The 25,363-nt window shown below is 62.7% G+C and carries 25 protein-coding genes; 9 read left to right on the top strand and 16 right to left on the bottom strand.

The features are described from left to right. Positions 1 to 5 precede the first annotated feature (5 nt). Both C7T36_RS26385 and C7T36_RS26380 read right to left on the bottom strand, forming a co-directional pair. Positions 6 to 1,505, bottom strand: coding sequence for a cytochrome ubiquinol oxidase subunit I (locus tag C7T36_RS26385; protein WP_033233955.1), 1,500 nt, complete (start codon positions 1,503 to 1,505; stop codon positions 6 to 8). Between the two features lie 172 nt (positions 1,506 to 1,677). Then, entirely contained in the window at positions 1,678 to 2,523 is an 846-nt protein-coding gene (locus C7T36_RS26380) for an aminodeoxychorismate lyase (protein WP_045068801.1), read from the bottom strand. Positions 2,524 to 2,639: 116 nt separating this feature from the next. On the opposite strand from C7T36_RS26380, the gene C7T36_RS26375 reads away from it, so the two are divergent. The 4 genes from C7T36_RS26375 to C7T36_RS26360 all read left to right on the top strand — a co-directional run bounded on the left by C7T36_RS26375 (position 2,640) and on the right by C7T36_RS26360 (position 5,768). Continuing rightward, positions 2,640 to 3,725: a folate-binding protein YgfZ gene (locus C7T36_RS26375; protein ID WP_092806874.1), complete on the top strand. Its 1,086-nt coding sequence runs from the start codon at positions 2,640 to 2,642 to the stop codon at positions 3,723 to 3,725. Further along, entirely contained in the window at positions 3,722 to 4,390 is a 669-nt protein-coding gene (locus tag C7T36_RS26370) for an MOSC domain-containing protein (protein WP_045068795.1), read from the top strand. The genes C7T36_RS26375 and C7T36_RS26370 overlap by 4 nt, the downstream gene beginning before the upstream one ends. Then, positions 4,387 to 5,340, top strand: coding sequence for an asparaginase (locus C7T36_RS26365; RefSeq protein WP_033233951.1), 954 nt, complete (start codon positions 4,387 to 4,389; stop codon positions 5,338 to 5,340). Before C7T36_RS26370 ends, C7T36_RS26365 begins: the two co-directional genes overlap by 4 nt. A gap of 224 nt (positions 5,341 to 5,564) precedes the next feature. Then, positions 5,565 to 5,768, top strand: coding sequence for a DUF3073 domain-containing protein (locus C7T36_RS26360; RefSeq protein ID WP_033233950.1), 204 nt, complete (start codon positions 5,565 to 5,567; stop codon positions 5,766 to 5,768). Positions 5,769 to 5,916: 148 nt separating this feature from the next. Here C7T36_RS26360 and purM read toward each other — a convergent pair whose 3' ends face one another. The 9 genes from purM to purL all read right to left on the bottom strand — a co-directional run bounded on the left by purM (position 5,917) and on the right by purL (position 16,425). Continuing rightward, positions 5,917 to 6,996 (bottom strand): phosphoribosylformylglycinamidine cyclo-ligase, encoded by a 1,080-nt coding sequence (gene purM / locus C7T36_RS26355; RefSeq protein ID WP_033233949.1) that lies wholly within the window; start codon positions 6,994 to 6,996, stop codon positions 5,917 to 5,919. Positions 6,997 to 7,189: 193 nt separating this feature from the next. After that, positions 7,190 to 7,936 (bottom strand): AIM24 family protein, encoded by a 747-nt coding sequence (locus C7T36_RS26350; protein ID WP_033233948.1) that lies wholly within the window; start codon positions 7,934 to 7,936, stop codon positions 7,190 to 7,192. A 12-nt stretch (positions 7,937 to 7,948) separates the two neighbouring features. Beyond that, complete coding sequence (locus tag C7T36_RS26345) at positions 7,949 to 8,626, bottom strand: AIM24 family protein (protein WP_033233947.1); 678 nt, start codon at positions 8,624 to 8,626, stop codon at positions 7,949 to 7,951. 3 nt (positions 8,627 to 8,629) lie between these two features. Further along, positions 8,630 to 9,238 carry an AIM24 family protein gene (locus C7T36_RS26340; RefSeq protein ID WP_033234334.1) on the bottom strand — a complete coding sequence of 203 codons (609 nt, stop codon included), beginning with the start codon at positions 9,236 to 9,238 and terminating at the stop codon, positions 8,630 to 8,632. Positions 9,239 to 9,354: 116 nt separating this feature from the next. Next, positions 9,355 to 10,932: an amidophosphoribosyltransferase gene (gene purF / locus C7T36_RS26335; protein WP_033233946.1), complete on the bottom strand. Its 1,578-nt coding sequence runs from the start codon at positions 10,930 to 10,932 to the stop codon at positions 9,355 to 9,357. A gap of 386 nt (positions 10,933 to 11,318) precedes the next feature. Next, the gene (locus tag C7T36_RS26330) at positions 11,319 to 11,705 is read right to left on the bottom strand and encodes a sterol carrier family protein (RefSeq protein ID WP_045068792.1); all 387 of its coding nucleotides are present in this window, start codon (positions 11,703 to 11,705) and stop codon (positions 11,319 to 11,321) included. Beyond that, the gene (locus tag C7T36_RS26325; RefSeq protein ID WP_033233944.1) at positions 11,705 to 12,361 is read right to left on the bottom strand and encodes a CPBP family intramembrane glutamic endopeptidase; all 657 of its coding nucleotides are present in this window, start codon (positions 12,359 to 12,361) and stop codon (positions 11,705 to 11,707) included. Before C7T36_RS26325 ends, C7T36_RS26330 begins: the two co-directional genes overlap by 1 nt. After that, complete coding sequence (locus tag C7T36_RS26320) at positions 12,358 to 14,142, bottom strand: alpha/beta-hydrolase family protein (protein WP_033233943.1); 1,785 nt, start codon at positions 14,140 to 14,142, stop codon at positions 12,358 to 12,360. Before C7T36_RS26320 ends, C7T36_RS26325 begins: the two co-directional genes overlap by 4 nt. Before the next feature lie 3 nt (positions 14,143 to 14,145). After that, a complete protein-coding gene (purL, locus tag C7T36_RS26315) occupies positions 14,146 to 16,425 on the bottom strand; it encodes a phosphoribosylformylglycinamidine synthase subunit PurL (RefSeq protein ID WP_033233942.1) in 2,280 nt (759 codons plus the stop codon). A 252-nt stretch (positions 16,426 to 16,677) separates the two neighbouring features. Here purL and C7T36_RS26310 point away from each other — a divergent pair, with 252 nt between their 5' ends. Further along, a complete protein-coding gene (locus tag C7T36_RS26310; RefSeq protein ID WP_045069719.1) occupies positions 16,678 to 17,667 on the top strand; it encodes a Dyp-type peroxidase in 990 nt (329 codons plus the stop codon). On the opposite strand, the gene C7T36_RS26305 is transcribed toward C7T36_RS26310, so the two are convergent. From C7T36_RS26305 to C7T36_RS26290, 4 genes are read right to left on the bottom strand one after another with little or no spacing between them, the layout of a single operon-like run. Next, positions 17,651 to 18,943, bottom strand: a complete 1,293-nt coding sequence (locus C7T36_RS26305; RefSeq protein ID WP_033234332.1) for a M18 family aminopeptidase — start codon at positions 18,941 to 18,943, stop codon at positions 17,651 to 17,653. The two genes, C7T36_RS26310 and C7T36_RS26305, sit on opposite strands and share 17 nt — an antisense overlap. Before the next feature lie 29 nt (positions 18,944 to 18,972). Further along, positions 18,973 to 19,326 carry a VOC family protein gene (locus C7T36_RS26300; RefSeq protein ID WP_045068789.1) on the bottom strand — a complete coding sequence of 118 codons (354 nt, stop codon included), beginning with the start codon at positions 19,324 to 19,326 and terminating at the stop codon, positions 18,973 to 18,975. A gap of 44 nt (positions 19,327 to 19,370) precedes the next feature. Then, the gene (locus tag C7T36_RS26295) at positions 19,371 to 20,582 is read right to left on the bottom strand and encodes an MFS transporter (RefSeq protein WP_045068787.1); all 1,212 of its coding nucleotides are present in this window, start codon (positions 20,580 to 20,582) and stop codon (positions 19,371 to 19,373) included. Between the two features lie 10 nt (positions 20,583 to 20,592). Then, positions 20,593 to 21,939 carry an NAD(P)-binding domain-containing protein gene (locus tag C7T36_RS26290; RefSeq protein WP_033234330.1) on the bottom strand — a complete coding sequence of 449 codons (1,347 nt, stop codon included), beginning with the start codon at positions 21,937 to 21,939 and terminating at the stop codon, positions 20,593 to 20,595. A gap of 99 nt (positions 21,940 to 22,038) precedes the next feature. Between C7T36_RS26290 and C7T36_RS26285 the strand changes: the two genes are divergently transcribed. From C7T36_RS26285 to C7T36_RS26270, 4 genes are all read left to right on the top strand, one after another. Further along, positions 22,039 to 22,923, top strand: coding sequence for a metalloregulator ArsR/SmtB family transcription factor (locus C7T36_RS26285; protein ID WP_033234329.1), 885 nt, complete (start codon positions 22,039 to 22,041; stop codon positions 22,921 to 22,923). Between the two features lie 67 nt (positions 22,924 to 22,990). Beyond that, positions 22,991 to 23,368 (top strand): helix-turn-helix transcriptional regulator, encoded by a 378-nt coding sequence (locus C7T36_RS26280; protein WP_033233940.1) that lies wholly within the window; start codon positions 22,991 to 22,993, stop codon positions 23,366 to 23,368. Beyond that, a complete protein-coding gene (arsB, locus tag C7T36_RS26275) occupies positions 23,365 to 24,474 on the top strand; it encodes an ACR3 family arsenite efflux transporter (protein ID WP_033233939.1) in 1,110 nt (369 codons plus the stop codon). Before C7T36_RS26280 ends, arsB begins: the two co-directional genes overlap by 4 nt. A 29-nt stretch (positions 24,475 to 24,503) precedes the next feature. Next, entirely contained in the window at positions 24,504 to 24,914 is a 411-nt protein-coding gene (locus C7T36_RS26270) for an arsenate reductase ArsC (protein WP_033233938.1), read from the top strand. Between the two features lie 10 nt (positions 24,915 to 24,924). On the opposite strand, the gene C7T36_RS26265 is transcribed toward C7T36_RS26270, so the two are convergent. Then, positions 24,925 to 25,347: a hypothetical protein gene (locus C7T36_RS26265; RefSeq protein ID WP_146153469.1), complete on the bottom strand. Its 423-nt coding sequence runs from the start codon at positions 25,345 to 25,347 to the stop codon at positions 24,925 to 24,927. Positions 25,348 to 25,363: the final 16 nt, after the last annotated feature.

Raw genomic sequence — 25,363 nt, 5'->3', positions numbered from 1 at the left:
GCCTCCTAGTACGCGAACGACAGTTGTTTGGGCTTGTCCGGATCTTCCGGCTCTTCGTGGTCGGTATCTCCCGGCGGATGCATGTCGTGTTCCAACGGGCCTTCCTTCGCGTATCGCACGATCAGCTTGAACCAGACGACACCCAAAGCGCCGTACAGGAGGGTGAAGGTGATCAACGAGACCCAGACCGTTGCCGACGCGTGGTCCGAAACACCTTGGTCGACAGTGAGTCTGATCATGTCCACGCCGGTCGGGTTGGGATGCACCACCCAGGGCTGGCGGCCCATCTCGGTGAAGATCCAGCCCGCACTGTTGGCGAGGAACGGCATGGGAATCGCGACGAGACTCAGGATTCCGAACCACTTCTGGTCCGGTACCCTACCCCTGCGGGTTACCCACAGACCGGCAAGTGCCAAGGCTGCGGAACCGGCGGCGAGGCCGATCATCGCGCGGAATGACCAGTACGTGACAAAGAGATTCGGACGGTAGTTGCCGGGGCCGAAGTCCTGCTCGGCCTGCTCCTGCAGCTGGTTGACGCCTTGAAGCTCCACACCGGTGAACTTGCCCTCGGCCAGCCACGGAAGAACGAACGGCACCTTGATTACGTGAGTCACGCTATCGCAGTTGTTGTGAGTTCCAATGGTCAGGAGTGAGAAATCCGGATCCATCTCGGTCTCACACAGCGACTCTGCCGACGCCATCTTCATGGGTTGTTGTTGGAACATGAGCTTGCCTTGGACGTCGCCGGTGTAGATGACGCCGATACCGGCAATGATGATCACCAGCAACGCGAATCGGGCACCGGGACGGTACATCGTCCTGGCATCGGTTTCGAGCTTTGTCGCCTCCGCTGGGCCGACGGTCTTGGTGCGGCGCATGTTTCGCACCATCCACCAACCACAGATGCCGGCGACGAAGGTTCCCGCAGTCAGGAAGGCACCTGCTACTGCGTGCGGGAATGCGGCAAGAGCGGTGTTGTTGGTCAACAACTCCCAGATGCTGGTGAGCTCAGCACGACCCGTCTCCGGGTTGTACACCGCTCCGACAGGGTGCTGCATGAACGAGTTGGCTGCGATGATGAAGAACGCCGACGCGTTGACGCCGATCGCCACGAGCCAAATACATGCCAGGTGAACAAGTTTGGGTAGCCTGCCCCAACCGAAAATCCACAGCCCGATGAATACGGACTCCATGAAGAAGGCCACAAGACCTTCGAGAGCCAGCGGTGCACCGAAGACGTCGCCGACAAATCGTGAGTACTCACTCCAGTTCATACCGAACTGGAATTCCTGCACGATGCCGGTAGCTACGCCGATGGCAAAGTTAATGAGGAACAGCTTGCCGAAGAACTTGGTGAGTCGGTACCAATGATCTTTTTTGGTCACGACCCACATGGTTTGCATGATCGCGATCATCGGAGCCAATCCGATGGTCAGCGGAACAAAGATGAAGTGGTAGACGGTAGTTATACCGAACTGCCACCTGGAGACGTCCAAAGTATCCATTGGCTACTCCGAGAGTAGGGCCCTGGGACAGGCTTCGGGGTTCGAGACGCGGGCGTTCGCTCGGCCCCTGCGGACACGGTACTGCTGTCCGGTTTGGACCGCAGGACTTTGCTACTACTCAAGGTAGTAGAGACCGTCGAGGATTCCTATTCGCCCATTTCGGCCCCGCTCTCTAGTCGACGGCCCGTTCGACCAACTTCGTGAATTCGGCAGCGACTTTAGGCTCTGGTAAAGCAAAGCCATCCAGTGTAGTGACGCGCGCCGCCAGCGTGACGCTCGAAACCATCCACACACCGTCCGCTGCGATCAAGTCCGCAGGTCGCAGGGTTTCGTAACGACTGTCGAAGCCAGCTCCCTTGGCGACGTCGAACAGAGCACGCTGTGTTGTGCCCATCAAAATGCCCTGAGCGGGCGGCGGTGTGATCAAAGTCCTGTCCCGCACGACCACCACCGTCGAACGCGGCCCTTCCAACACATTGCCCTCCGAACTGACGAAGATCACATCATCGGCCCCCAAAGTGCCGGCGTAGCGCAGTGCAGCCATGTTGGTTGCGTAGGACAACGTCTTCGCTCCCAGCAACTGCCACGGCGCGCGTGCCGACAAATCCACCGAGAATCCGCGTTCGAGCGTGATCACCGACAAACCCGCTTCTCGCACCTGCCGCACCCGATCCGCCACCGGTCCGACCATCACGAAAGCCGTCGGCTTGTCCCCACTCTCGCGCCCGCGCGTCAGGACGAGACGCAACGCGCCTTCCTTCTCGCTGCCCCACTCCTCGACGGCCATCTCGATCGCCAGACGCCAGTCGTCCAGTATCGGGGCAGGCAAACCCAATGCCTCGGCGCTGAGAACCAGTCGGCTCAGGTGAGCTTCGACTACCCGCGCTCGGCCACCCCGAACCAACAACGTCTCGAATACTCCGTCGCCCCGCACGACAGCCAAGTCGTCAGCATGGAGAAAGGGTGCGTCAGCATCGAGCACCTCATGGTCGAGAGTTACCAATACGCGATCAGCCATACCCTCAACACTAGCGACGGAAAACACCGCTCACGCCCCGCACTCGACCAACGCGCGGACCACACTCCTAGACTGGTGACGTGGTCGACAACGCTCTTGTGCCCAACAGCCCACTCATGACTGCCCCCGGTGCGGTCGCAGCCCCGGACGGATCGGTCGACATCGGTGTCGCGTGGCATCACGGCGATCCACTCGGTGAGCAACGGACTGCGCAGCGCGACGCGATCGTCGTCGATCGCAGCCACCGATTTGTCATCGCCATTCCCGGCGACGAGCGACTCACCTGGCTGCACACCATTTCGAGCCAGCACGTTGCCGCGCTCCCCGACGGGAAGAGCGCCGAGAATCTCAGCCTCGACATCAACGGCCGCGTCGAGCACCACTTTGTCCAGACGGACCTCGGCGGCGTCACCTGGATCGACACCGAGGCCGATCGAGGCCCCGCACTCCTCGCCTTCCTGAAGAAGATGGTGTTCTGGTCCAAGGCCGAACCCCGCGACGGCAACGAACTTGCCGTTCTCAGCATTCTCGGGCCGAAAGCCGCCTCGGTCCTCGACGCCGTCGGCACGAGTGCGCCCGTCGACGTGTACGACGCGCATGCCCTGCCAGGCGGCGGCTTCGTCCGTCGGATGCCGTGGCCGACCGAAGACTCCTTCGATCTCCTCGTACCCCGCGAGCACTTGGCAGCCTGGTGGACCAAGCTCACCGACGCCGGCGCCACACCCGCCGGAACCTGGGCCTTCGAGGCCCTTCGTGTGGAAGCCGTCCGCCCCCGAATCGGGCTCGACACCGACGAGAAGACCATCCCGCATGAGGTTCGGTGGATCGGCGGCCCAGACGAACACGGCGCGGTCCACCTCGAGAAGGGCTGCTACCGCGGTCAGGAAACCGTCGCGCGCGTGCACAACCTCGGCAAGCCGCCGCGTCACCTCGTTCTCCTGCACCTCGACGGAAGCGCCGAAGCCCTCCCCGAACCGGGCGACCCCGTCACAGCCGGTGGCCGCGCAGTGGGCCGCGTCGGAACCGTCGTCAATCATCACGAGCTCGGGCCTATCGCGCTCGCACTGGTCAAGCGCAACGTCCCCGCTGGGACCGAATTAGTTGCCGGTCCCAGCGCCGCGTCGATCGATCCGGACTCGATAGTCGACGACAACGCACCTCAGGCCGGACGTGAAGCCGTCAACCGATTGCGCGGGAAGTGACCGGCATCGTGGACGCCGTGTGCGTCGTACATGCCGAACGCGACAGCGGCGTCAAACGCGTGACTCGAACCGCAATCGACAAACGATCCGTCGACGGCCGGGTCCCCTTGGGCCGACTCGGCCTCGGCGGCGACTATGTCTGCGACACCGAATTCCACGGCGGCGCGTATCAAGCCGTCTACGCGTACGACCATGCCGAAGCGCAGCGTTGGTCGACGGAGTTGGGCCGACCTCTCCATCCCGGTTGGTTCGGTGAGAACCTTCGCCTCAGCGGTATCGCCGTGACCGACGCGGTCATCGGCGAACGTTGGCACATCACCGGAGCGGACTCGTCCGATGTGGTGGAACTCGAAGTCACCGGGCCCCGCGTGCCGTGTGGCACCTTCGGACTCTGGTCGGGCGAGAAGGGCTGGGTCAAGCGGTTCACCCAGCGAGCCGATGTCGGCGCGTATCTGCGAGTGAACCGAACGGGCACACTCGCAGCCGGCGATACGGTCACGCGAGTGCACGTCCCCGATCACGGCGTCACGGTTCGACAAGTATTCACAGGCGCAGATCCCGAACATCTGCGGCAACTGTTGAACGGTCACCACGATCTTGCGCCGAACGTCCTCGAGCGGATCAGCACATTCGTCGAACGAGCGGAAACACAGGTGCATTCGTGAGCATTGAACTGGTCGAAGTTGTCCGCTCCGGATTCCGCGAGTGTGTACACCGCGGATCGGCCGTCATCCTCGACGCCAACGGCGACCTGGTTGTGGGGGTGGGCGAAATCCACACACCCATCTATCCCCGCTCGGCAAACAAGCCGCTGCAGGCCGTCGCAGCGCTCCGCAACGGCTTCGAACCAAGCAGCCCGGAGGAACTGGCCGTCGCGGCGTCGTCGCATGCCGGTGAAGCCGACCACATCGAACTCGTCGAGGGCCTACTCGAACGTTACGACCTCCGCGTAGATCAATTGCAGTGCCCTGCAGATCTGCCAGGCAACGAACTGGCCCGCGCCGAGCTGATTGCCGCAGGCCAGCTCCCCAGCCCGATCTACATGACCTGTTCGGGCAAGCACTCCGCGATGCTCGCCACGTGCGTGGTGAACGACTGGCCGCTCGAGACGTACATGGAACCGACACATCCCCTGCAACTCGCCATCGCGGAGACGATCTTCGATCTCAGCGGCGAGGAGGAGCAGGAGTTGGGAATCGACGGCTGCGGCCTGCCGATCGTGCCACTCTCGCTCTCGAATCTGGCTCGAGCTTTCGGTCGACTGCCGTCGGCGACGCCTGATTCCCCGGAACGCGCTGTCGCCGACGCCGTGCGAGCCAACCCATTCCTCGTCTCCGGAACCGGGCGCAACGATCAGCGTCTGATGTCCGCGGTGCGCGGCCTGTTCACCAAGACCGGATACGACGGTATCTACGCGGGAGCCCTCCCCGACGGTTCGGCGTTTGCTCTCAAGATCGACGACGGACACGAGCGGGCGCTGCTTCCGTTGGCCGCCGCACTACTCAAGCGGATGAATACCGAATGGACCGAAGAATTGGCCGCTCTGGCGTCGGCTCCGGTGTTCGGCGGGGATGCCCGCGTGGGCACGATTCGAGCGATTCCGGGGAACTTCTGAGTAGTTCCGGGAAAACTTTTGCGCAGTTCTAACAAAGTTCTGAGCAGTTCTGTCAGCATCCTGGCAGCTCGCGGCCATAGTGAGAGCAAACAGACACGGCGACGAGGGCCACGTGGAAGCGGAAGCGACTTTTCCAGGCTAGAGTGTGTGTCAGGAAACTTACACACTCAAACGGGGCCGCCAAATTCCCCAGGCCGCCCCGCGAAAGCGCGAGGGGGTCAGCCATGGGCCGCGGCCGGGCTAAGGCAAAGCAGACCAAGGTTGCACGCGAATTGAAGTACAGCGTACCGACCACGGATTTCGATAGCCTGCAACGAGAGCTCGCAGGTGGATCGACCAACTCGCATCGGAGCAGTGTCCGATCGGACCAGACTTCCGATAGGGAAGGGCATTCGCGAGAGGACGACTACGACGACTGGCGGCGTTGACCGCGCACTGCCATCTGCGCAGACTGTGAAATGAGGAAGAGCTGATCGCTCTTCCTCATTTTTGCGTGCTTCTTCCAGGTGCTCGATCCGCACAAAAAAGCTGCCCCACCGAACTGAATCGGTGGGGCAGCTTTGTGGTCTTACCGGCTTAGAAGCGCGGGTGATCTCCAGCCAGGAACGCACGCTCTGCTGCGGCGTCCGAGGCCTTCTTGATGCTTCCCAGCGTCCAGCAGTCGATGTGGCGTGCGGTGAGCACGGCCAGCGCACGATCGACGTCCTCAGGAGCGACGACGGCAACCATGCCGACACCCATGTTGAAGGTCTGCTCCATCTCGGCGCGCTCGACGCGTCCGCGCTGCGCGATCATCGCGAAGACTGCCGCGGGGCTCCACGTTCCACGATCGAGTTCGGCAACGAGTCCCTTGGGCATGACGCGTCCGAGGTTGTTCGCGAGGCCGCCACCGGTGACGTGGCAGAAGGTGCGGACGTCGGTCTCGGCAGCGAGGGCCAGGCAGTCCTTGGCGTAGATCTTGGTGGGCTCGAGGAGCTCCTCACCGAGGGTGCGGCCGAACTCGTCGACGTGTGCGTTCAGGTTCATGCGGTCGATCTCGAGAAGCACCTTGCGGGCCAGTGAGTAACCGTTGGAGTGCAGACCCGAGGATCCCATGGCGATGACAACGTCGCCGGGACGGACGCGGTCCGGTCCGAGCAGCTTCTCCGCTTCGACGACGCCTACGCCGGTGGCGGAGAGGTCGTAGTCACCATCGGCCATGATGCCGGGGTGCTCGGCGGTCTCGCCGCCCAGCAGCGCGCAGCCGGCCTGGATGCAGCCCTCGGCGATGCCGCCCACGATCTCGGCAACTCGCTCGGGGATCACGCGTCCGACGGCGATGTAGTCCTGAAGGAAGAGCGGCTCGGCGCCACAGACGACGAGGTCGTCGACAACCATCGCGACGAGGTCGAGGCCGACGGTGTCGTGCTTGTCCATCGCCTGAGCGACGGCCAGCTTGGTTCCGACGCCGTCGGTGGAAGCAGCGAGGACAGGCTCCTTGTAGTCACCCTTGAGCGAGAACAATCCGGCGAATCCGCCGAGGCCGCCCATGACCTCGGGGCGGCTGGCCTTCTTGGCCATGGGGGCGAAGAGTTCCACCGCCCGGTCGCCGGCGGCGATATCGACTCCTGCTGCTGCGTAGGAGGCGCCTGCTGTGCGGTGACTGTCCTCGGTCATCGGATTACTACTCCAGCCCTAGTATTTCTCGCGCACGTTTTCTCCGTGCACAGGTATGTGTTGTGTAATCCTCGCGACGTGCCGAGGCGGTCGACTCGAGCGAACAAGACCCTCAGCGCACACAAATACCGACGATTACGCCCTTACGCTACCGGACACAGGCAGCTGACGAGACCTCGCGTACCGTTCGCGCTCAGTTCTGGAGCTGCGAACCGATCGAGGTGTGCAGCGCCCGCAGACTGTTCTGCCCGAGTGCAACAGTCTCCGACTGGATGTGCCGCAGGAGGTGTCCGTCGTTGAGAACCTTCTCGCTCGACTGGATCAGCACCGTTCCGGCGCCGGTGAAATCGAACTGTTTCTCTTCACCCGTATTCGCACCGAACATGGTTCCCCGCACCGAACCGAGGAAGCTCTGCATCCAGTCGGCATCGAAGTGGTGGGACGGCGACGGGCAGTCCGCCCAGCCGACGAGAGCCTGTGGATCGATCCGCAACGGAGGTTCGGCAAACATGACCGGACCGTTGGACGACGCCAGAAACTTCCCGGTACCGAGCAACGTCAAAAAGCCTGGCACGATTGACTGTTTGAGTTCGAGCCCGTTCTCGAAGGCAAGCAGGTTGGCAGCGCGGATCGTGAGGTTGCCGTCGTCGAGATCGTAGGAATTGATGTTGAATCCCCGGTCGCCCAGAATCAGCTTGCCTTGGCCCTGGGCGATTACCCAGTCGTCCGCGTACAGCGGCGACGAGAATCTGGCCGCCACCATCGCCGACATGCTCGTGCGTCCGAGCGGCTCGAAATTGACCATGCCGTAGTACGCGATCATTGCGCCTTTGGACGTGAACCAGGGCTGCCCGGTCAGCTCGATGCAGAAGGCGTAGTCATTCCCCGGGACGTTGTCGTTCGCAGGCAGAGATGCCGGAGTGTGAATTTCGATACTCATTCGATTTCTCCCTCAGAACTTCTGCTCGGACGCCTGAACCCAGACGGTGCCCATACCGGTCATCTTCAGCTGAATGGACTCCCCCGAGCCCTTGCCGACGGCTTCACGCCAGCCGACGTTGGCGGAGATGTCGACGGTGATCTGCCCGAGGTGGCACACGTACGCCTGTGGGTCCACCACAACTTGAGGATTGTTCGGACCGACCTGCAGAGGAATTGCCCCACCGTGCGAGAGCACCGCGACGCTTCCCTGCCCGTGCAGTTGTGTCGTGAACAGTCCTTGCCCTGTCATCGCACCGCGGACGGCGCCGCGAACACCACCTTGCGACGTCAAGGCCACGATCGAACTCTGCAGGTAGGCGTCATGCGCTAGAAGACGATCTGCTTCCACGGTGAGCATGGACGAGCCGTCCAGATGGATGACGTCGACGTACAGTCCGGCGTGACCGTAGTGGACCTCACCCTGTCCTTCTGCCGCCATCATGCGTGCATGTTCGCCCGACATCATCCGGCCGGCCATGCCCGCGATGCCGCCCATATTCGGCATCGCACCAGGACCGCCGCCCATGCTGTGCGGGACGAATCTGACGTCGCCGGTGTAGTAGAGCATCGATCCGGTACGGGCCAGCACATTCTGCCCTGGAACGAGAGTCGACTTGACGACCTTGCTGTTCACCTTTTCCAACGGCATGGTTCAGCGCTCCTCGGGCTGGATGTAGACGACGCCGGATCCGTCGAAGCGCAGCGAGAACGCCTCACCACTGCCACCGCCGATCGCGGATCGCCAGGTGACGTCGGTGACGAAGCTCTGGTTCAGTTGTCCGCGATGGGCGACAAAGGCGTCGGGGTCGGCAACAAGCGGGTACTGCGGGCTGACTTCGAGGGCGATGATCGGCCCGCCCTTCGACAGCACGGCCACCAGACCGGTGCCACTGACAACTGTCGTGAACAATCCCTGGCCGGAGCCGGCGCCGCGGAGGCCGGCAAATTTCACGTCGGTGCGTAGCTGTCCCACGATTGCCAACAGCTGTGACGCTTCTACGTGGAGAGCGTCGTTGTTGAGTTCGATGATCGTGATGTCCTGGGCGTCCACGGCGAAGTAGACGGTGCCTTGACCACTGACTTCCATCAAGGACAGCGACTCTCCGGCTGCCTTCTGTTTGAGCGCAGCGCGGATTCCGCCGCCTCCGCCCATTCCGGCGTTCTTGAAGGTGACCGCACCCTCGTACGCCACCATAGATCCGCTGATCGCTTTGATGGTGTCCCCCATCAAGTCCGCGACCAGGACTCGATGCCCATCCATTCTCAGTTGCGCCACGAGGGCACTATGCCAGATAGCCGCGACACTTGACGTGACCGGAAACATAAAAAAATTTGCCGCCCCGACAAGCGGGGCGGCAAATTATCCGTTTCGACGGATTACGGGCGGCTGAGTGCGCTCGCGTTGTCGTTGTCGCGCGTGGCAGCCGAACCGGCCGCACTCTCGAGCATGCCTTCGAGGACGTTCTTACCCATCGACGTCTCCTTCGGGAGCGCAATCGGGTAGGTGCCGTCGAAGCAGGCAGCACAGAGACGGCTTGCGGGCTGCTCGGTAGCCGCGATCATGCCTTCGGTGGAGATGTAGCCGAGGCTGTCCGCTCCGATGGAACGACGCACACCGTCGAGCATCTCCTCGAACGTGGCATCCTGTCCGCCCGCTCCGTTGGCGATCAGTTCGGCCGGTGAGGCGAAGTCGATGCCGTAGAAGCATGGCCACTTGACCGGCGGCGAGGCGATGCGGACGTGAATTTCGAGGGCGCCGGCTTCGCGGAGCATCCGGATGAGCGCACGCTGCGTGTTTCCGCGGACGATCGAATCATCCACCACAACAAGCCGTTTGCCGCGGATAACTTCCTTGAGCGGGTTGAGCTTGAGCCTGATGCCGAGCTGACGAATGGTCTGCGACGGCTGGATGAAGGTACGGCCGACGTAGGCGTTCTTCATCAGTCCCTGGCCGTAGGGGATGCCTGAACCCTGTGCGTACCCGACTGCTGCGGGAGTGCCGGACTCGGGAACCGGAATGACCAAGTCACCCTCGGCAGGATGCTCGCTGGCGAGCAGGCGGCCGATTTCGACGCGGGTCGAGTGGACCGAACGGCCACCGATCACGCTGTCGGGACGGGCGAGGTAGACGTATTCGAAGACGCAACCCTTGGGCGTCGGGTTCGCGAAACGGGAGGAGCGGACGCCGTCGGCGTCGATCGCGAGCAGCTCACCGGGTTCGATGTCGCGGACGAACGACGCGCCCACGATGTCGAGGGCTGCGGTCTCGCTGGCAACCACCCAACCGCGATCCAGGCGACCGAGGCAGAGCGGACGAATTCCGTGTGGATCACGCGCTGCGTAGAGCGTGTGCTCGTCCATGAAGGTGAGGCAGAACGCGCCTTCCAGAGTGGGAAGCAGTTCCATGGCGGCCTGCTCGATGGTGCTGTCGCCGGCAGCGTGTGCCAGCAGACCACCGATGAGGTCGGAGTCGGAAGTCGCAGCGTTTGGGCGCTTGTCGTTGACCAGGCCGGCTGCGCGAGTGCGGCTCGCGAGTTCAGCGGTGTTCACCAGGTTGCCGTTGTGGCCGAGGGCGATGCCCGTGCCCGCCGTCGTGGTGCGGAAGATGGGCTGCGCGTTCTCCCACGTCGTGGACCCGGTCGTGGAGTAGCGGCAATGTCCGACGGCGACGTGACCTGGCATCGCTGCGAGGGTCTGCTCGTCGAACACCTGGCTGACCAGGCCGAGATCCTTGAACACCAGCACCTGGGAGCCGTCGGCCACCGCAATGCCGGCAGCTTCCTGACCACGGTGTTGTAGCGCATACAGTCCGTAATACGTGAGCTTCGCCACATCCTCTCCCGGCGCCCAGACGCCGAATACACCGCATTCTTCGCGGGGCTCGTTCTCGTCCTCGTCGGACGGGTTCGTAGCGAGGAGATTTGGACTGTTGACCGACAGATCGGCACGAGTCACGTGGCGCTCCCTTTGTGGGCAGGGGTTGGGGGGCATACACAGTCTACGGCCAATTCTCCTCTTGCCTTGCCCAGGGCAACCTTGCCTTGAATCGGACCGATCAGTCTCTGCAGTCGCCGCGGCGAATTTCAGCGATGACTCACGGCGCGCCACTCAGTTCGGAGCCCCGCAACCGACTACTCCGTATTCGCCGAAAAAGATATCGCCTGGAAGGACCTCCACTGATGAGCCGACCGTTCTCATTCTCGAATTGAGCGTCGTGATCGCCCGGTCGATCCACCTGCACCATGTCAGGGCTGCATCAGTCGCTCGCGAGAGATTCGGACCCCACTACGACGTCAACCCCCTACTGAGTGTTTCGTCAGCTAACCGTTCGTAGCTTGATGTCACAATCGCAGTAGCGGCAACCAGTGCGCAATTTCGGGAGCCCGACTGCCGGATGCGTCAACCCGGCCGTCAGCGGCAGCTTCACCGAACTCGAGCAGGCCGGTCACCATCAACAACCATGTACGAGTATCTGTTTCGACGACGTTGGGTGGGGTTCCGCGAGTGTGACGCGGACCTTCGATGCATTGCACCGCGACAAAGGGTGGGACCCGCACCTCAACGCTCGATCCAGGAGCAATCTGTTCGAGAGTGCGCGCACTCATCTTCACTGCCGCACCGAGTTCAGCACGAGAAGGCTTCGGAAGCTCCGGATCTCGAAGCCAAGGTCCGACAGCAAGAATCGCGGCACGAAATTCTGCGGGGTCGACCGCGCGGCGCGGTGGCATCAGTTCACTCCCTGTCCATTGGTGGCGATTCGAACGGCAAGTGCTCCACCAGCATTGGTCGCCAGGTGCAGTAACGCCGGCGCGAGGACGCTGCCACCTCGGCGGTGCAGCCACTCGAACAGCAACGCCGACGCGCCCGTAAAGGCCACTGCGGCAGGGACATTGTCGCCGGCGCCGCGCGCCGGCGCGACGTGCCACAACCCGAAGGTGAGAGCATGCACGGCCTGCGCTGTTGGGCGGTTCAGTTCACGATTCCAGACTGCGGACATAGCGCTGCGGAACAACAATTCTTCGGACAACACCGTACCGAACGGGATATGCAGGATGATCCATTCGAGGAAGTCTTCGCGACCGTCCGCCCGCTCGTCGGCAGCGAGGGTCGCGCGCAACGACGGAACGGCCAAGGCAACGCTGTAACCGGTAAGGACTGCCCCGGCCGCAGCTCCCCCGAACTGCGCACCGCCACGAATACCGGTGTGGGCCAAACCCAATTCCTCACGGCTGTAACCGCGCGCCCGAAGGACTCCGATGGCCGAGCACCCCACCACGGTGTTGACCACTGCCCGCGCGCGGGGTGAAAGTCCGAACGCCGGGAGCACCGCATTGCTCCACGTGATCGCAGCTACCGAGAGCGCAATCGACGCTACTCCCCTCATTTCTCCGGGCCTTGAGACTGCAACGCGGCAACCAGTGACGCTCGCACTCGCTCGGTGTCTGCCGCCGTCCAGCCTTCGGGCTGAGCGACGCTGACCCAGCCGTCGAGCACGGTGGTTCCGTAGTTGTGGCCGTGCCCGTCCGGAACACCCGCAGCATTACCGAGATCTGCAGAGACCTGCCAGAACGTGACGATCGGGAACCATTTCATCGACGGTGACCGGTCGAATCCAGGAATCTCCTTCAACCACGGTGGCCGGTTGAACATGAGGTCGGGCGACCACCACACCACCGGATCCGATGGGTGCTGGATGAACAACACATGGGGGTCCGGCCACACCATTGCTGCGGTCGGAATGTCTTCGGCTCGATCCGCAAACCGGACCCCGGCCAGACCGTCAGCGTAGACGGGAGCCACTTCGGTTGTGCCGGGGTCGCGTCGTTGCACAATCGAACGCCACAGCGACGTGGCGTTTGGCGGGCCCACCCACAAGATTCCGTCAGCGGTCTCGCGGGCGGCTTGAAGAGTGTCGAAAGCTCCAGCGCCGGCCATGACGCCGAGGCTTTCGCCGTAAACCATGAACTTGGGTCTGGTGGCTTCCGGTTCCTGGAGCCATCTTTCGTGAACCCGCTCGATCAAGAGGCGTCCGGCAGCTTGCGCCTTTTCCTGATCTGCGAGGAAAGAGATCCAGCTCGGCAGATACGAGTACTGGCTGGCGACCAGCGCCGTATCGCCGTTTCCGACCAACTCGATCGCTTGCGCAGCGGTGGGATTCACCCAACCGGTACCGGTCGTCGGAATGACAACGAGCACCTTGCGCTGGAAAGCGCCGGTCCGCTCGAGTTCCTTGATGACCAGATCCATGCGCTCATCCGGATCTTCGGCACTTTCCAAGCCCGCATACACGCGGATGGGGTCCGTCGCGGGCTTGCCGTTGGCCGCTTCGAGTTCCTGTGCGTTCAATCCGCGTGAGACGAAGTTCCGTCCCTCGAACCCCAATGTGTCCCAGGGCGCGGCAGATTCGGGGCTGCCCGATTTCATCGGATCCTGTGGTTCTACGACGCCGTCGCGCGTGGTGGAGTTCTGCAGACTGAAAATCGAGTTGGTCGCGGCGTAGATTCCGCGCACCAGTACGCCGTCGACCAACATGAAGAACAGAACCGTCACAACCACAACGCCGACGCCGTTGGCAACCGACCGCGACCAGCGGAAGCGTCGCATCAGCACGCGCGCAATGAGTTTCACCAGATCGTGAAGCAACCGCCACAACGCGATCAGTGAACCACCGATGAGCACGCTCAGGCCGAGAGTGCGAATGTATCCGCTGGTGGTGGTGCCTTCCGCGTCGGTCAGCGCGGCGATTTCGCGCTGCCACCCCGCGGCGTAGACGAGCATGATGATCGAGGCAACGATCGACGCGACCGGAACAAAGATCTTGATCGCGCTCGGCACCGGTTCGGGAAGAGGCCACCAGCGACGGCCACTGAGCAAATACCGCTCCACGGCCCACCCGATTGCCGTTCCGACGCCGTAACCGATGGCCGAGTTGATACCGCCGATCAAACCTTGGAACAGCCAATCACGCGGCAACAGCGAAGGAGTCAGCGACCAGCAGAAGAAGAACGCGGCAAACGCAATGCCGGTGAAGTCGAGTTTGAGGAGCCCCCACGCCCACTCGGTGAAGGGATTGTCGAGCTTCTCGAGAGATGCGGGAACAGCCAGCCGCAGGTGGTGTTCCTGCGGCTGGCTGTCAGAAGAAGTCAGTTCTCCGGAATCGACCATCTATCACCCGAACAGGGCAGGCAGCGTTCCCTCGAAGGCCTCACGGAGCTTGGCCATCGTGACGGAGAAGTGTCCCTGAATCTCCACGGAGTCGCTGCCCTCGTCGACGACGCCGATACGCGTCCACGGCAAGCCGCGAGCGGTGCACATTCCGGTGAAGCGCGTTTCCTCGGTGCGCGGAACCGCCACCAGGACGCGACCCGAGGACTCGGAGAAGAGTGCCACGAACGGGTCGGCATCTTCGGGAAGCAGGATGCGGCAGCCGGTTTCGCCGGCCAGTGCTGCTTCGATTACTGCCTGCGCCAGTCCACCTTCGGACAGGTCGTGGGCTGCGGTGACGAGGCCGTCACGCGACGACGCGAGCAGGATGTCGGCGAGAAGCTGCTCACGGGCGAGGTCGACCTTCGGCGGCACGCCACCGAGATGGCCGTGCTCGACCTGCGACCAGATGGAACCGTCGAACTCGTCGTGGGTGTCGCCGAGCAGGATCAGCGTCTCGCCGGGCTCGAGTCCGAGGCCCGTCGGGATACGGCGGTGAACGTCGTCGATCACACCGAGGACGGCAACCACCGGTGTCGGCAGGATCGGCGTGGTGCCGGTCTGGTTGTAGAAGCTGACGTTGCCGCCGGTGACCGGGATTCCGAGTGTGGCGCAACCATCTGCGAGGCCGCGAACGGCCTGCTGGAACTGCCACATGACGCCCGGGTCTTCGGGGGAACCGAAGTTGAGGCAGTTGGAGACGGCCTTGGGCGTTGCGCCCGTGACTGCCACGTTGCGGAATGCCTCTGCGAGAGCGAGCTGCGCACCGGTGTACGGGTCGAGCGCGGTGTAGCGGCCCGAGGCGTCGGTGGACAGCGCGATTCCGCGGCCGGTCTTCTCGTCGATGCGGATGACGCCGCCGTCGGCGTTCTCGGCCAGAACGGTGTTTCCGCGGACGTAGCGGTCGTACTGCTCGGTGATCCACTTGCGGCTGCATAGCGCAGGCGAAGCAATCATCTTCAGCAGGGTGGCTTCGAGTTCTTCATCCGTCTCGGGACGCTTGAGGCCTGCGGTGGTGTTCGCGATCAACGCGTCCTGGGTGGCCGGACGCTCGACGGGACGGTGGTAGACCGGGCCCTCGTGAGCGACGGTGCGCGGGGGAACGTCGACGACGGTCTCGCCGTGCCAGGAGATGGTGAGGTGCTCACCGTCGGTGACCTCGCCGATGTCGGTGGCCAGGACGTCCCACTTCTTGCAGACCTCCATGAACGCGTCGACGTTCTCGGGCGTCACCACGGCGCACATGCGCTCCTGCGATTCGCTGGAGAGAACCTCGGCCGGGGTCATTCCGGTGGCACGCATCGGAACCTTTTCGAGGTTGATGTGCATTCCGCCGTCACCTGCTGCAGCCAGCTCGGAGGTGGCGCAGGACAGTCCGGCGCCGCCGAGGTCCTGGATACCGACAACGAGTCCGGCCTTGTAAAGGTCGAGGCAGCACTCGATGAGCACCTTCTCGGTGAAGGGGTCGCCCACCTGAACCGCAGGGAGCTTCTTACGACCGCCACCGTCACCGTCGAACGTTGCCGACGCGAGAACCGAGACGCCGCCGATGCCGTCGAGACCGGTTCGTGCGCCGAACAGGATGATCTTGTTGCCTGCACCCGAAGCAAAGGCAAGGTGCAGATCCTCGACGCGCATGACGCCGGCAGCGAGGGCGTTGACCAGTGGGTTACCGGCATAGGACTCGTCGAAGACGGTCTCGCCGCCGATGTTGGGGAGGCCGAGGGAGTTTCCGTAACCACCGACACCGCGCACGACACCGTCGACGACGCGACGGGTATCGGGGGCGTCAGCAGCGCCGAAACGCAGCTGATCCATGACGGCGATCGGCCGGGCACCCATTGCCATGATGTCGCGGACGATGCCGCCGACGCCGGTTGCCGCACCCTGGTATGGCTCGACGTAGGACGGGTGGTTGTGGCTCTCGACCTTGAACGTGACTGCCCAACCGTCGCCGATGTCGACGACGCCGGCGTTCTCACCGATACCGGCCAGCATGTTGGCGCGCATCTCGTCGGTGGTGGTCTTGCCGAAGTAGCCGAGGTGGACCTTGGAGGACTTGTACGAGCAGTGCTCGCTCCACATCACCGAGTACATCGCCAGTTCGGCGTCCGTGGGACGGCGACCCAGGATCTCCTTGATGCGGGCATATTCGTCGTCCTTGAGACCTAGCTCCTTGAACGGCTGAGCGGCATCGGGATCAGCCGATGCGTGCGTGACGGTATCGACCTGATGAGCAGACACTGGAGAGGGGTCCCTTCCCTACGGGAGTCAAGAGCGAGCCGGCGCGGAGCGGGACACCACAAATGTGCCCAACGAAAGAACGTGCCGGGAGACAGTCTATCGGGGTGGGCCGACGACTTCCGCAGACGGCGGCACCGACGCGAGCAGTGGGTCTTCGAAGTCGTCCCCGTCACACTCGTTTACGGTTTCGGTAACCGGTCGGTTTTTATTTTCGGTCCGGTGTCGCTTGGTACTCGAACGGAAGGTTTCCCCATGCCACAGGATGTGCGTCAGTCGGACGTCACGGCTCAATCCCAGTCGGTGACGACCCCGCTGACTCCCGCGGCGATTTTCCTGGTTGCGACGGTGAATCCTGGCGGCGAGGACACAACGCGCGCATTGCTCGCCGATGTGGCCGGCCTGCAGCGGTCGGTGGGTCTGCGCGTTCCCGGTTCCGGTTTGGACGTGGTGACCAGCATCGGTTCGGACGTCTGGGATCGTTTGTTCGCCGGTCCACGGCCCGCCTTGCTACGACCGTTCACGGCTCTGCAGGGAGACGTCCATCACGCGCCGTCGACGCCCGGAGATCTGCTCTTCCACATTCGTGCGATGAGCATGGACGCGTGCTTCGAGGTAGCTCGTCAGATCACGAAGCGCCTGCACGGCGCGGCAACTGTCGTCGACGAGATTCACGGTTTCCAGTATTTCGAGAACCGCGACCTCATCGGCTTCGTGGACGGAACCGAGAACCCGTCGGGCCGCGCCGCGATCGCTGCCGTGACCGTCGGCGACGAAGATCCCGATTTCTCGGGCGGCAGTTACGTCCATATCCAGCGATACATCCACAACATGCGTGAGTGGGAAGCGATCACAGTCGACGAACAGGAACGCGTCATCGGCCGCACCAAACTCGAGGACATCGAGATGTCCAAGGACGTCATGCCGGCCAACTCACACGTCGCGCTCAACGCGATCAAGGACGACGACGGCAACTCCCTCGAAATTCTGCGCGCCAACATGCCCTACGGACGCCTCGGTGATGACGAGATCGGCACATTCTTCATCGGGTACTGCGCCACTCCCGCCATCACCGAGCGCATGTTGGAGAACATGTTCCTCGGCTCACCGCGCGGTAACTACGACCGCCTTCTCGACTTCTCGACAGCCGTGACGGGTTCGATGTTCTTCACCCCGACCACGGAATTCTTCGAGAAACTCCCCGCTATGGCCTCTAACTCCTCGGCTTCTAACTCCTTGGTGTAAGAAACGCGCCGAGAGCGTCCGCATACATCGTGATGTCGGCGGCGCCCATCAGCTCGCGAGCCGAGTGCATCGCGAGCTGAGGCGCCCCGACGTCCACGGTGGACAGCCCGGTACGCGATGCGGTGATCGGTCCGATGGTAGAACCGCACGGCAGATCAGCCCGATGCACGTAGCGCTGCAACGGAACTCCCGCTTGGTCGCAGGCAAGTGCGAACTCACCGGCACCGGCAGCGTCCGTCGCGTATCGCAGATTCTGGTTGACCTTGAGCACCGGCCCACCGTTGATCTCGATGCGGTGCGCGGGTTCGTGACGTTCTGGGTAGTTGGGATGCGTCGCGTGCGCCATGTCGCCGGACGCGCACACCGAACCTGCCATTGCCTGAAGGAATTCACCGCGGCCACCGCCGCGGCCCAACACTATTCGTTCGAGGACCGTGTTGAGCAGATCCGAGAACGCACCGCGGTCGGACATGCTGCCTACCTCTTCGTGATCGAAGAGCGCAAGCACCGGGACATGGTTCCCCGGGGATTCGGCGGCGGCTAGAAGTGCTTGTGTCCCGGCATAACACGTGCCCTGGTTGTCGAGCCGCGGCGCACTGACGAGTTCTTTGCCCAGGCCAACGACAGCGCTCGGCGCCAGGTCGTGAGTCATCAACTCCCAACCCAGAACGGATGATTCGGCAACTCCGGCCCGACCGGCGACAAATCCGATGAAGGACTTGGGCTTGTTGCCCACACCCCAGATTCCGTTGACATGCCGCTGCGGATCCAGTGTGACGCCCTTGCGGTCCTCGGACAGATGGATCGCCAATTGCGGGACACGAAGAATCGGGTCGTCGATGCGAACCAGCTTCTGCTCCACCGTGTTTCCCACCCGGACACTCACACGGCCGGAAATACCGAGATCGCGGTCAAGCCACGAGTTCAGCAAAGCTCCGCCATACGGCTCGAGGCCTACCATCTGCCAGCCCGCCGACGTCAGATCCGGATGCTGCTTCACCCGCAAGTTCGGGCTGTCGGTATGACCGCCGACGATGCGGAACGGCGCGGAATCGCTGACTCCGTCGGTACTCCACGCGATCAGTGAACCGCCCCGCACCAGGAAATACCGTCCCGGCTCCGACGGCCACGGCTGGGTCTCCTGCAGTTCCACAAATCCGCTGGCTGTGAGCTGCGACGCCACTGTTGCACACACGTGGAACGGTGACGGCGACGAATCAACGAAACTGCACAGGCCAGTAGCGTCGGCCCCGGTCAGAGAAGGGTGGGAAGTCATGTCCTTCATCATGCCCGACTAGCCACCACTCAGCTGTGGGCGCCGGACACACAGAACTGATTGCCGTCTGGGTCTGTCAGTGTCACCCAGCGGAATCCGTCCATGTTCTCGCGGTGATGCTCAGAGGCGCCGGCCTCGATCAGCCGCGACACTTCAGCGTCGAGATCCTCGCTGGACAGATCGAGGTGGATTCGGTTCTTTCCGGCCGTGGGATCCGGGACTTTCTGGAAGGCAAAATTGGCGGAGGCGCCGGGAACCTCGACGACGTAGAACCATCCGTCGTTCTCCTGTGTGACGCTGCCGCCCAACTGCTCAGCCCACCATCGCGCGAGTGGACCTGGATCAAGGCTGTCGAATGTGATCATTCCCAGAGTCAGTGTCATGGGCCAACGGTAAAGGAAGGCACCGACAATTGAGGAAAATTCTCTCACTTCGGAGAGACCGCAGCGGGAATGCTTGCGGCACCGATCGCGGCGGCAACGACGGCGACCGCTCCGAGAATCAGGTAGGCGTGGGCATAACTCCCGGACCACATCGAGAGCACGCTGCCGGCCCACGGCCCGAGCGCCATGGCAATGACGATCGGCGCCGACATGATTCCGCTCAGACGGCCGTAGTGCTCTCTTCCCCATCGATCGGTAATCGCAGTGGCCTGGATGAGGGTGAAGATTCCGCGGACCAATCCCGCGCCGATTGCCAGACCGATCAATACGGTGGCTACGCCAGTGAGACCTAGCCCGGCGGTGCTCAGTCCGGCGACTGCAATAACGGATACGGTGCGCATACGAACGGTCGTTCGTGCCGCAAACGGCAGATAGAAGAGTCGGCCGACAACCTGGCCGGCGCCGCCCAACCCGAGCGTCAGAGCGGCAAGACCGGGACTGAAACCTCGCTCGATCAACAGCAGCACAAGATTGAACACTCCCGCCGACGCGGCGAACGCCCCGGCTGCGAGAGCAATGGCGAGTGCCAGAAAGGCAGGACTGCGGACGGCGTTTCGGAAATCGCCTGGGTGCGCCCCGGCAAGGCGGACCGGTTCGGGCCACGAACCTCGCAAACCCCAGATATGCCCGGGGATAGTAACTGCAGCCAAAATGAGCGCGAGAACCAAGTACGTTGTGCGCCAATCGAATCGATCGTCAAGAGCAGCGGAAATCGGCGCGAATACCGTGCTGGCCAAACCGGCGGCAAGTGTGAGAATCATCAGCGCTTTGACGTGGCCGTCACCGTACCAACGCGTCAACGCGGCGAATGCCGGTGGATACAGCACCGCCCCCATTGCGACTCCTGCGAGTACCCACCCGGCAAAAAAGACAGGGATCGTAGGCGCTGTCGCAATGGCGACAACCGCAGGGACCGCAAGCACCGAACCCGTGGTCATGACCCAGCGGGGCCCGTGTCGGTCAAGGACTCGCCCGACCGGAATCCCGACTGCGGCAGCAATCAGCTGACTGACGGAAAACGCAGCCACGATCACCGTGATCGACCATCCGGTGTCGCGTGAGATCGACACCGACAGAACAGGAAACGCGTAGTACAGGATTCCCCAACTGGTAATTTCTGTCAGGCACAACGCCGCCAGGACCCGCCGCAGACCCGAAGGAGCGAGGGCAACGGACGGATCCTCGACGGTGGTCATCGGTTGGGTTCTATCCGCAGGAGTTGGCACTACCGGCGCGGCCGGAGAGTGAAATCAGTTGCGGAGCCGGTGTAGCGCAGCAACCACCTTCACTTTCCGCTGTATCGGGTTCGTCGAAAACTCCTGCCCCACCGCAGACTCCGGTTTCCGGGAGAATCAACTCCACCCGGGCAGCAGCTTCGTGATCACCGGCAAGTTCGGCGGCGATGCTGCGAACCTGCTCGTATCCGGTCATGGCCAAGAACGTCGGCGCGCGGCCGTAGCTCTTCATCCCCGCCAGGTACACACCCGGTTCGGGGTGTCGAAGTTCCTTCGCGCCATGGGGATACACCGTGCCGCAGGAGTGGACGTTCGGGTCGATCAGCGGCGCGAGCTGTGTCGGTGCCTGCAATACGGGGTCGAGACCGAGGCGGATTTCCGAGAGCCAGGACAAATCAGGACGGAAGCCGGTCAATGCGACGACATTGTCGACGTTCTCGACCCGGTGACCGCCATCGGAGATCAGCGACACCTGGCCGTCCCCCGCGGATTCGACACTTGCGGTGCGGAATCCGGCGACCACAGTGAGGAGCCCGTCGTCGACGGCCTTCTTCGCGCGCAGTCCGAGCGCACCGCGAGCGGGCAGCTCGTCAGACTCGCCGCCGCCGAACGCGGAACCGACATTCCCCCGCCGGACCACCCAGGTGATTCGGGTGCCCTCCGCTTCAAGTGCTGCCAGGGCGACCATCGCCGTCAGCGCCGAATGACCGCTGCCCGCGATGACGGTGTGCTTTCCTGCGAAACGTGCGCGCACGACCTCGTCGTCGAGATCGGGGACACGGTACGTGATCACATCCCCGGCTGCATTCTCCCCGAGCGCCGGCAAACCTTCCCCGCCAAGAGGATTGGGTTCTCCCCAGGTCCCTGACGCATCGACAACACCTTGAGCGAAGACTCGATCCTCGGTCCCGTCGGTACGACGAATATGAATCGAGAGGGGTTCCGAGTCCCGGCCGTCGTCAACGACCAGGTCGCGGCCGCGCCGGGCAACGCCGACCACCTCGGTGCCAAACTGGACCACATCGCCGAGGGCTTTGGCGAGCGGCTCGAGGTAGAGCCGTCGCCATTGTTGCCCAGTCGGGTAAGTATCGGCGTCGGGCGAGTTCCATCCCTTCTGCTCGAGCAGGCGCCGAGCCGCCGGGTCGACAAGTTCGGACCAACGCGAAAACAGCCGCACGTGATTCCATTCGGATATCGCTGCGCCCGCCACCTCGCCGCGCTCGAACACCAGCGGCGCGAGGCCGCGCTCGCGCAACTGCGCAGCGGCAGCGAGACCGATCGGTCCGGCTCCGATCACCACAACAGGTAGTTCATCCATCACCAACACTCCTTCATCGACAGTCATCAATATTTAATCCGACTATATTGACGAACGTCGATGAATGCAACCATCGACCGTTATCGATATAGTGTGAATATGACATCGCTGCAGACTCCGGCCGTTCGCATCGGCGATTCGGCTCAGGGCCAGATCGGTTCGAACCTGATCGAACAGAGTGACGCCGACACGTATGCACAGTGGTTCGCTTGCCTGGCCGAGCCGATGCGGGTCCGACTCCTGCACCGGGTCGCGAGCGCTTCCGGCGGGATTACCGTCGGCGCACTCGCAGAAGCTCTGGGAATCGGACAACCAACCGTTTCCCACCATCTACGCAAGCTCGCCGACGTGGGATTCGTAGATCTGCGCAAGGATGGAACCAGCACCGTTGTTGCGATGAGTCCGACGTGCTGCGTTGCCTTGCCGCAGCCGGCCGACATCGTCATGGGAGTTCTCGCGCCGCGGCCCTGCTGCCCGACCGATCTGCCCGACGACGTCACCGTGCGGGCGATGGCCGACAAAGACTGGGACGCGGTCCTACGGATCTACGGCGAAGGGATCGACACCCGCAACGCCACCTTCGCCGTCGAGGTTCCTACCCGCGAGCAACTCGATGTGCAGTGGCTGCCAAAACACCGCTGGGTCGCGACCATCGACGATCTCGTCGTGGGATGGGCGACTCTGAGCCAAGCCTCCGGGAGAGACTGCTACCGCGGGGTTGCCGAGAATTCCGTCTATGTAGCCGACGGGATGCGTGGCCGAGGCGTCGGAAAAGCACTGCTACGCAAGCAGGTTATGTCCGCCGACGATGACGGCTTCTGGACCTTGCAGACCTCGATCTTCCCCGAAAACCGCGCTTCGATCTCACTGCATCACTCCGCCGGGTTCCGCACCGTCGGCATCCGCGAGAAGATCGCCCAACTCGACGGCATCTGGCGCGACACCGTTCTTCTCGAACGGAGATCAGCGGCCGAGTCCGCCTGAGGTCTTCGAGCGACGGTTCGGCCATCGCCGAATTGCGCCCTATTTCGACATCTGTCAATATTGACGAATGTCGAATCAAGACGTGCCGGAATCCGACGCGTGCTGCACCCCACTTGTCCGCGAACCGTTGACCGAGGACTGGGCCGGTGACTTGGCCCGGATGTTCAAGGCACTCGGCGACCCCGTGCGACTGCGCCTGTTGAGCCTGGTGGCCAGCCACAAGGGTGGAGAAGCCTGCGTCTGCGACATTTCCGACACGTTCGATCTGTCTCAGCCGACAATCTCGCATCACCTCAAGGTGCTGCGCCAGGCCGGACTGCTCGACTGCGAACGACGTGGCACCTGGGTGTACTACTGGGTTGTTCCTGCTGCACTACGACAGCTTTCAGCGGTTCTCCTGGTCGAAGGATCCGCCGCAGACGAATGCGCCGAGGTCACGGCATGAGCAACGCTGCCACAACCAAGAATCCAGCCGTTGTCGGCAAACTCTCCACTCTCGACCGATTTCTTCCGGCGTGGATCGGTGTCGCGATGGTTGCCGGACTGCTCCTGGGCCGTTGGGTTCCAGGCTTGAACACAGCAATCGAAAAGGTGCAGATCGACGGTATCTCGCTGCCGATCGCGCTGGGCTTGCTGATCATGATGTATCCCGTACTCGCGAAAGTCCGATACGACCGCCTCGACACCGTCACCGGCGACAAGAAACTCCTTGCCGGATCGCTGTTCCTGAACTGGATCCTCGGACCGGCACTGATGTTCGCCCTTGCCTGGCTTTTCCTGCCCGACCTCCCCGAATACCGGACGGGTCTGATCATCGTCGGTCTGGCCCGCTGTATCGCAATGGTCATCATCTGGAACGACCTGGCCTGCGGAGACCGCGAAGCCGCCGCGGTATTGGTAGCCATCAACTCGGTGTTCCAGGTAGTCATGTTCGCCGTGCTCGGCTGGTTCTACCTCTCGGTTCTGCCCGGGTGGCTCGGCCTCGAGCAGACAACGATCGATACGTCACCGTGGCAGATCGCCAAATCCGTGCTGATCTTTCTCGGCATCCCGTTGCTCGCCGGCTTCCTGTCCCGCTTTTTCGGTGAGCGGTCGAAAGGCCGAGACTGGTACGACAACACGTTCATTCCCAAGATCAGCCCGTGGGCGCTCTACGGTCTGCTGTTCACTATCGTTGTCCTGTTTTCGCTGCAAGGCGAGCAGATCACTTCGCAGCCGTGGGACGTCGTCCGCATAGCGCTTCCCCTGCTGGCTTACTTCGCTCTGATGTGGGGCGGAGGCTACATCCTCGGTGCCACAATGGGATTGGGATACAAACGCACCACAACACTCGCGTTCACCGCAGCCGGCAACAACTTCGAATTGGCAATCGCCGTTGCCATCGCCACGTACGGCGCCACGTCCGGCCAAGCACTCGCCGGTGTTGTCGGCCCACTGATCGAGGTACCGGTGCTGGTCGGCTTGGTCTACGTCTCACTCGCTCTACGTAAACGCTTTGCCACCCAGGATATTTCACTCGAATCTGCCGACTCTACAAACGCATCGTCCTAGAGTTGCTTCGTGAAAGGAACCCGAAACTCATGTCCGACAAGCCCAGCGTTCTGTTCGTGTGCGTCCACAATGCCGGCCGGTCACAGATGGCGGCCGGATTCCTGAATCATTTCGCCGCCGATGCCATCGAGGTTCGCTCAGCCGGATCCGCGCCGGCCGAGAGCGTCAATTCCGCTGCGGTCGAAGCGATGGCGGAGCTAGGTATCGATATCTCCGACCAAACTCCGAAGATTCTCACCGCCGATGCAGTGCAGAATTCGGACGTTGTCATCACGATGGGTTGCGGTGATACTTGCCCGGTCTTCCCGGGTACAAGCTACCGAGACTGGGTTCTCGATGATCCGGCTGGAGCGGGCATCGACGCCGTCCGACCTATCCGGGACAAGATCAAGGCCCATGTACAGGCACTTGTCGACGAACTCACGGCCCAACCGGTCTAGCTGCTACTACCTAAACTGCAGTGTGGTTCTCGCTGCGTTCCGACTGCGCCAAGTGAGCACACGCCTGCACCAACAGTGCAAGTGACTCACTGGACAACCCCTCCGCGACACGCATGAATCGCAGCGCCCAGACGTCCGATACCTCGACCTCGTTGCTGCCACCCATCTCGCCCAACCATTCCAGGACGATCTTCCGGGGGTCTTGCCCCAGGAGTTCGCGACCATCGGTCAGCACTCCACCAGCCATCTCCCACTGAGCATCCGAGCAGGACAACACTGCCGCAAGGTGCCCACGAGTGAGTACCGTCCCCGATTCGGCCGCCGATTGGAACAGGACACCAAGGCGATCTGCTAAACCCCCGCCGCCGTATTGCCGATTGTCATTGTCGGACAACCCATTCAAGCTGCCGAGACTGATTGCCTGACGAGACATGGGAACGCCTTCCATG

Source organism: Rhodococcus sp. AD45-ID, assembly GCF_003023755.1.
In the GTDB taxonomy this organism is placed as follows: domain Bacteria; phylum Actinomycetota; class Actinomycetes; order Mycobacteriales; family Mycobacteriaceae; genus Rhodococcus_F; species Rhodococcus_F globerula.
This window is presented reverse-complemented; position numbering and strand designations above follow the sequence as displayed.

Bases quoted from the DNA above. Each gene is read 5' to 3' on its own strand.
- C7T36_RS26385 (WP_033233955.1), bottom strand. From the start codon at position 1,505: ATGGATACTTTGGACGTCTCCAGGTGGCAGTTCGGTATAACTACCGTC.
- C7T36_RS26380 (WP_045068801.1), bottom strand. From the start codon at position 2,523: ATGGCTGATCGCGTATTGGTAACTCTCGACCATGAGGTGCTCGATGCT.
- C7T36_RS26375 (WP_092806874.1), top strand. From the start codon at position 2,640: ATGACTGCCCCCGGTGCGGTCGCAGCCCCGGACGGATCGGTCGACATC.
- C7T36_RS26360 (WP_033233950.1), top strand. From the start codon at position 5,565: ATGGGCCGCGGCCGGGCTAAGGCAAAGCAGACCAAGGTTGCACGCGAA.
- purM (WP_033233949.1), bottom strand. From the start codon at position 6,996: ATGACCGAGGACAGTCACCGCACAGCAGGCGCCTCCTACGCAGCAGCA.
- C7T36_RS26350 (WP_033233948.1), bottom strand. From the start codon at position 7,936: ATGAGTATCGAAATTCACACTCCGGCATCTCTGCCTGCGAACGACAAC.
- C7T36_RS26345 (WP_033233947.1), bottom strand. From the start codon at position 8,626: ATGCCGTTGGAAAAGGTGAACAGCAAGGTCGTCAAGTCGACTCTCGTT.
- C7T36_RS26340 (WP_033234334.1), bottom strand. From the start codon at position 9,238: ATGGATGGGCATCGAGTCCTGGTCGCGGACTTGATGGGGGACACCATC.
- C7T36_RS26330 (WP_045068792.1), bottom strand. From the start codon at position 11,705: ATGCCACCGCGCCGCGCGGTCGACCCCGCAGAATTTCGTGCCGCGATT.
- C7T36_RS26325 (WP_033233944.1), bottom strand. From the start codon at position 12,361: ATGAGGGGAGTAGCGTCGATTGCGCTCTCGGTAGCTGCGATCACGTGG.
- C7T36_RS26320 (WP_033233943.1), bottom strand. From the start codon at position 14,142: ATGGTCGATTCCGGAGAACTGACTTCTTCTGACAGCCAGCCGCAGGAA.
- C7T36_RS26310 (WP_045069719.1), top strand. From the start codon at position 16,678: ATGCCACAGGATGTGCGTCAGTCGGACGTCACGGCTCAATCCCAGTCG.
- C7T36_RS26305 (WP_033234332.1), bottom strand. From the start codon at position 18,943: ATGACTTCCCACCCTTCTCTGACCGGGGCCGACGCTACTGGCCTGTGC.
- C7T36_RS26300 (WP_045068789.1), bottom strand. From the start codon at position 19,326: ATGACACTGACTCTGGGAATGATCACATTCGACAGCCTTGATCCAGGT.
- C7T36_RS26295 (WP_045068787.1), bottom strand. From the start codon at position 20,582: ATGACCACCGTCGAGGATCCGTCCGTTGCCCTCGCTCCTTCGGGTCTG.
- C7T36_RS26290 (WP_033234330.1), bottom strand. From the start codon at position 21,939: ATGGATGAACTACCTGTTGTGGTGATCGGAGCCGGACCGATCGGTCTC.
- C7T36_RS26285 (WP_033234329.1), top strand. From the start codon at position 22,039: ATGACATCGCTGCAGACTCCGGCCGTTCGCATCGGCGATTCGGCTCAG.
- C7T36_RS26280 (WP_033233940.1), top strand. From the start codon at position 22,991: ATGTCGAATCAAGACGTGCCGGAATCCGACGCGTGCTGCACCCCACTT.
- arsB (WP_033233939.1), top strand. From the start codon at position 23,365: ATGAGCAACGCTGCCACAACCAAGAATCCAGCCGTTGTCGGCAAACTC.
- C7T36_RS26270 (WP_033233938.1), top strand. From the start codon at position 24,504: ATGTCCGACAAGCCCAGCGTTCTGTTCGTGTGCGTCCACAATGCCGGC.
- C7T36_RS26265 (WP_146153469.1), bottom strand. From the start codon at position 25,347: ATGTCTCGTCAGGCAATCAGTCTCGGCAGCTTGAATGGGTTGTCCGAC.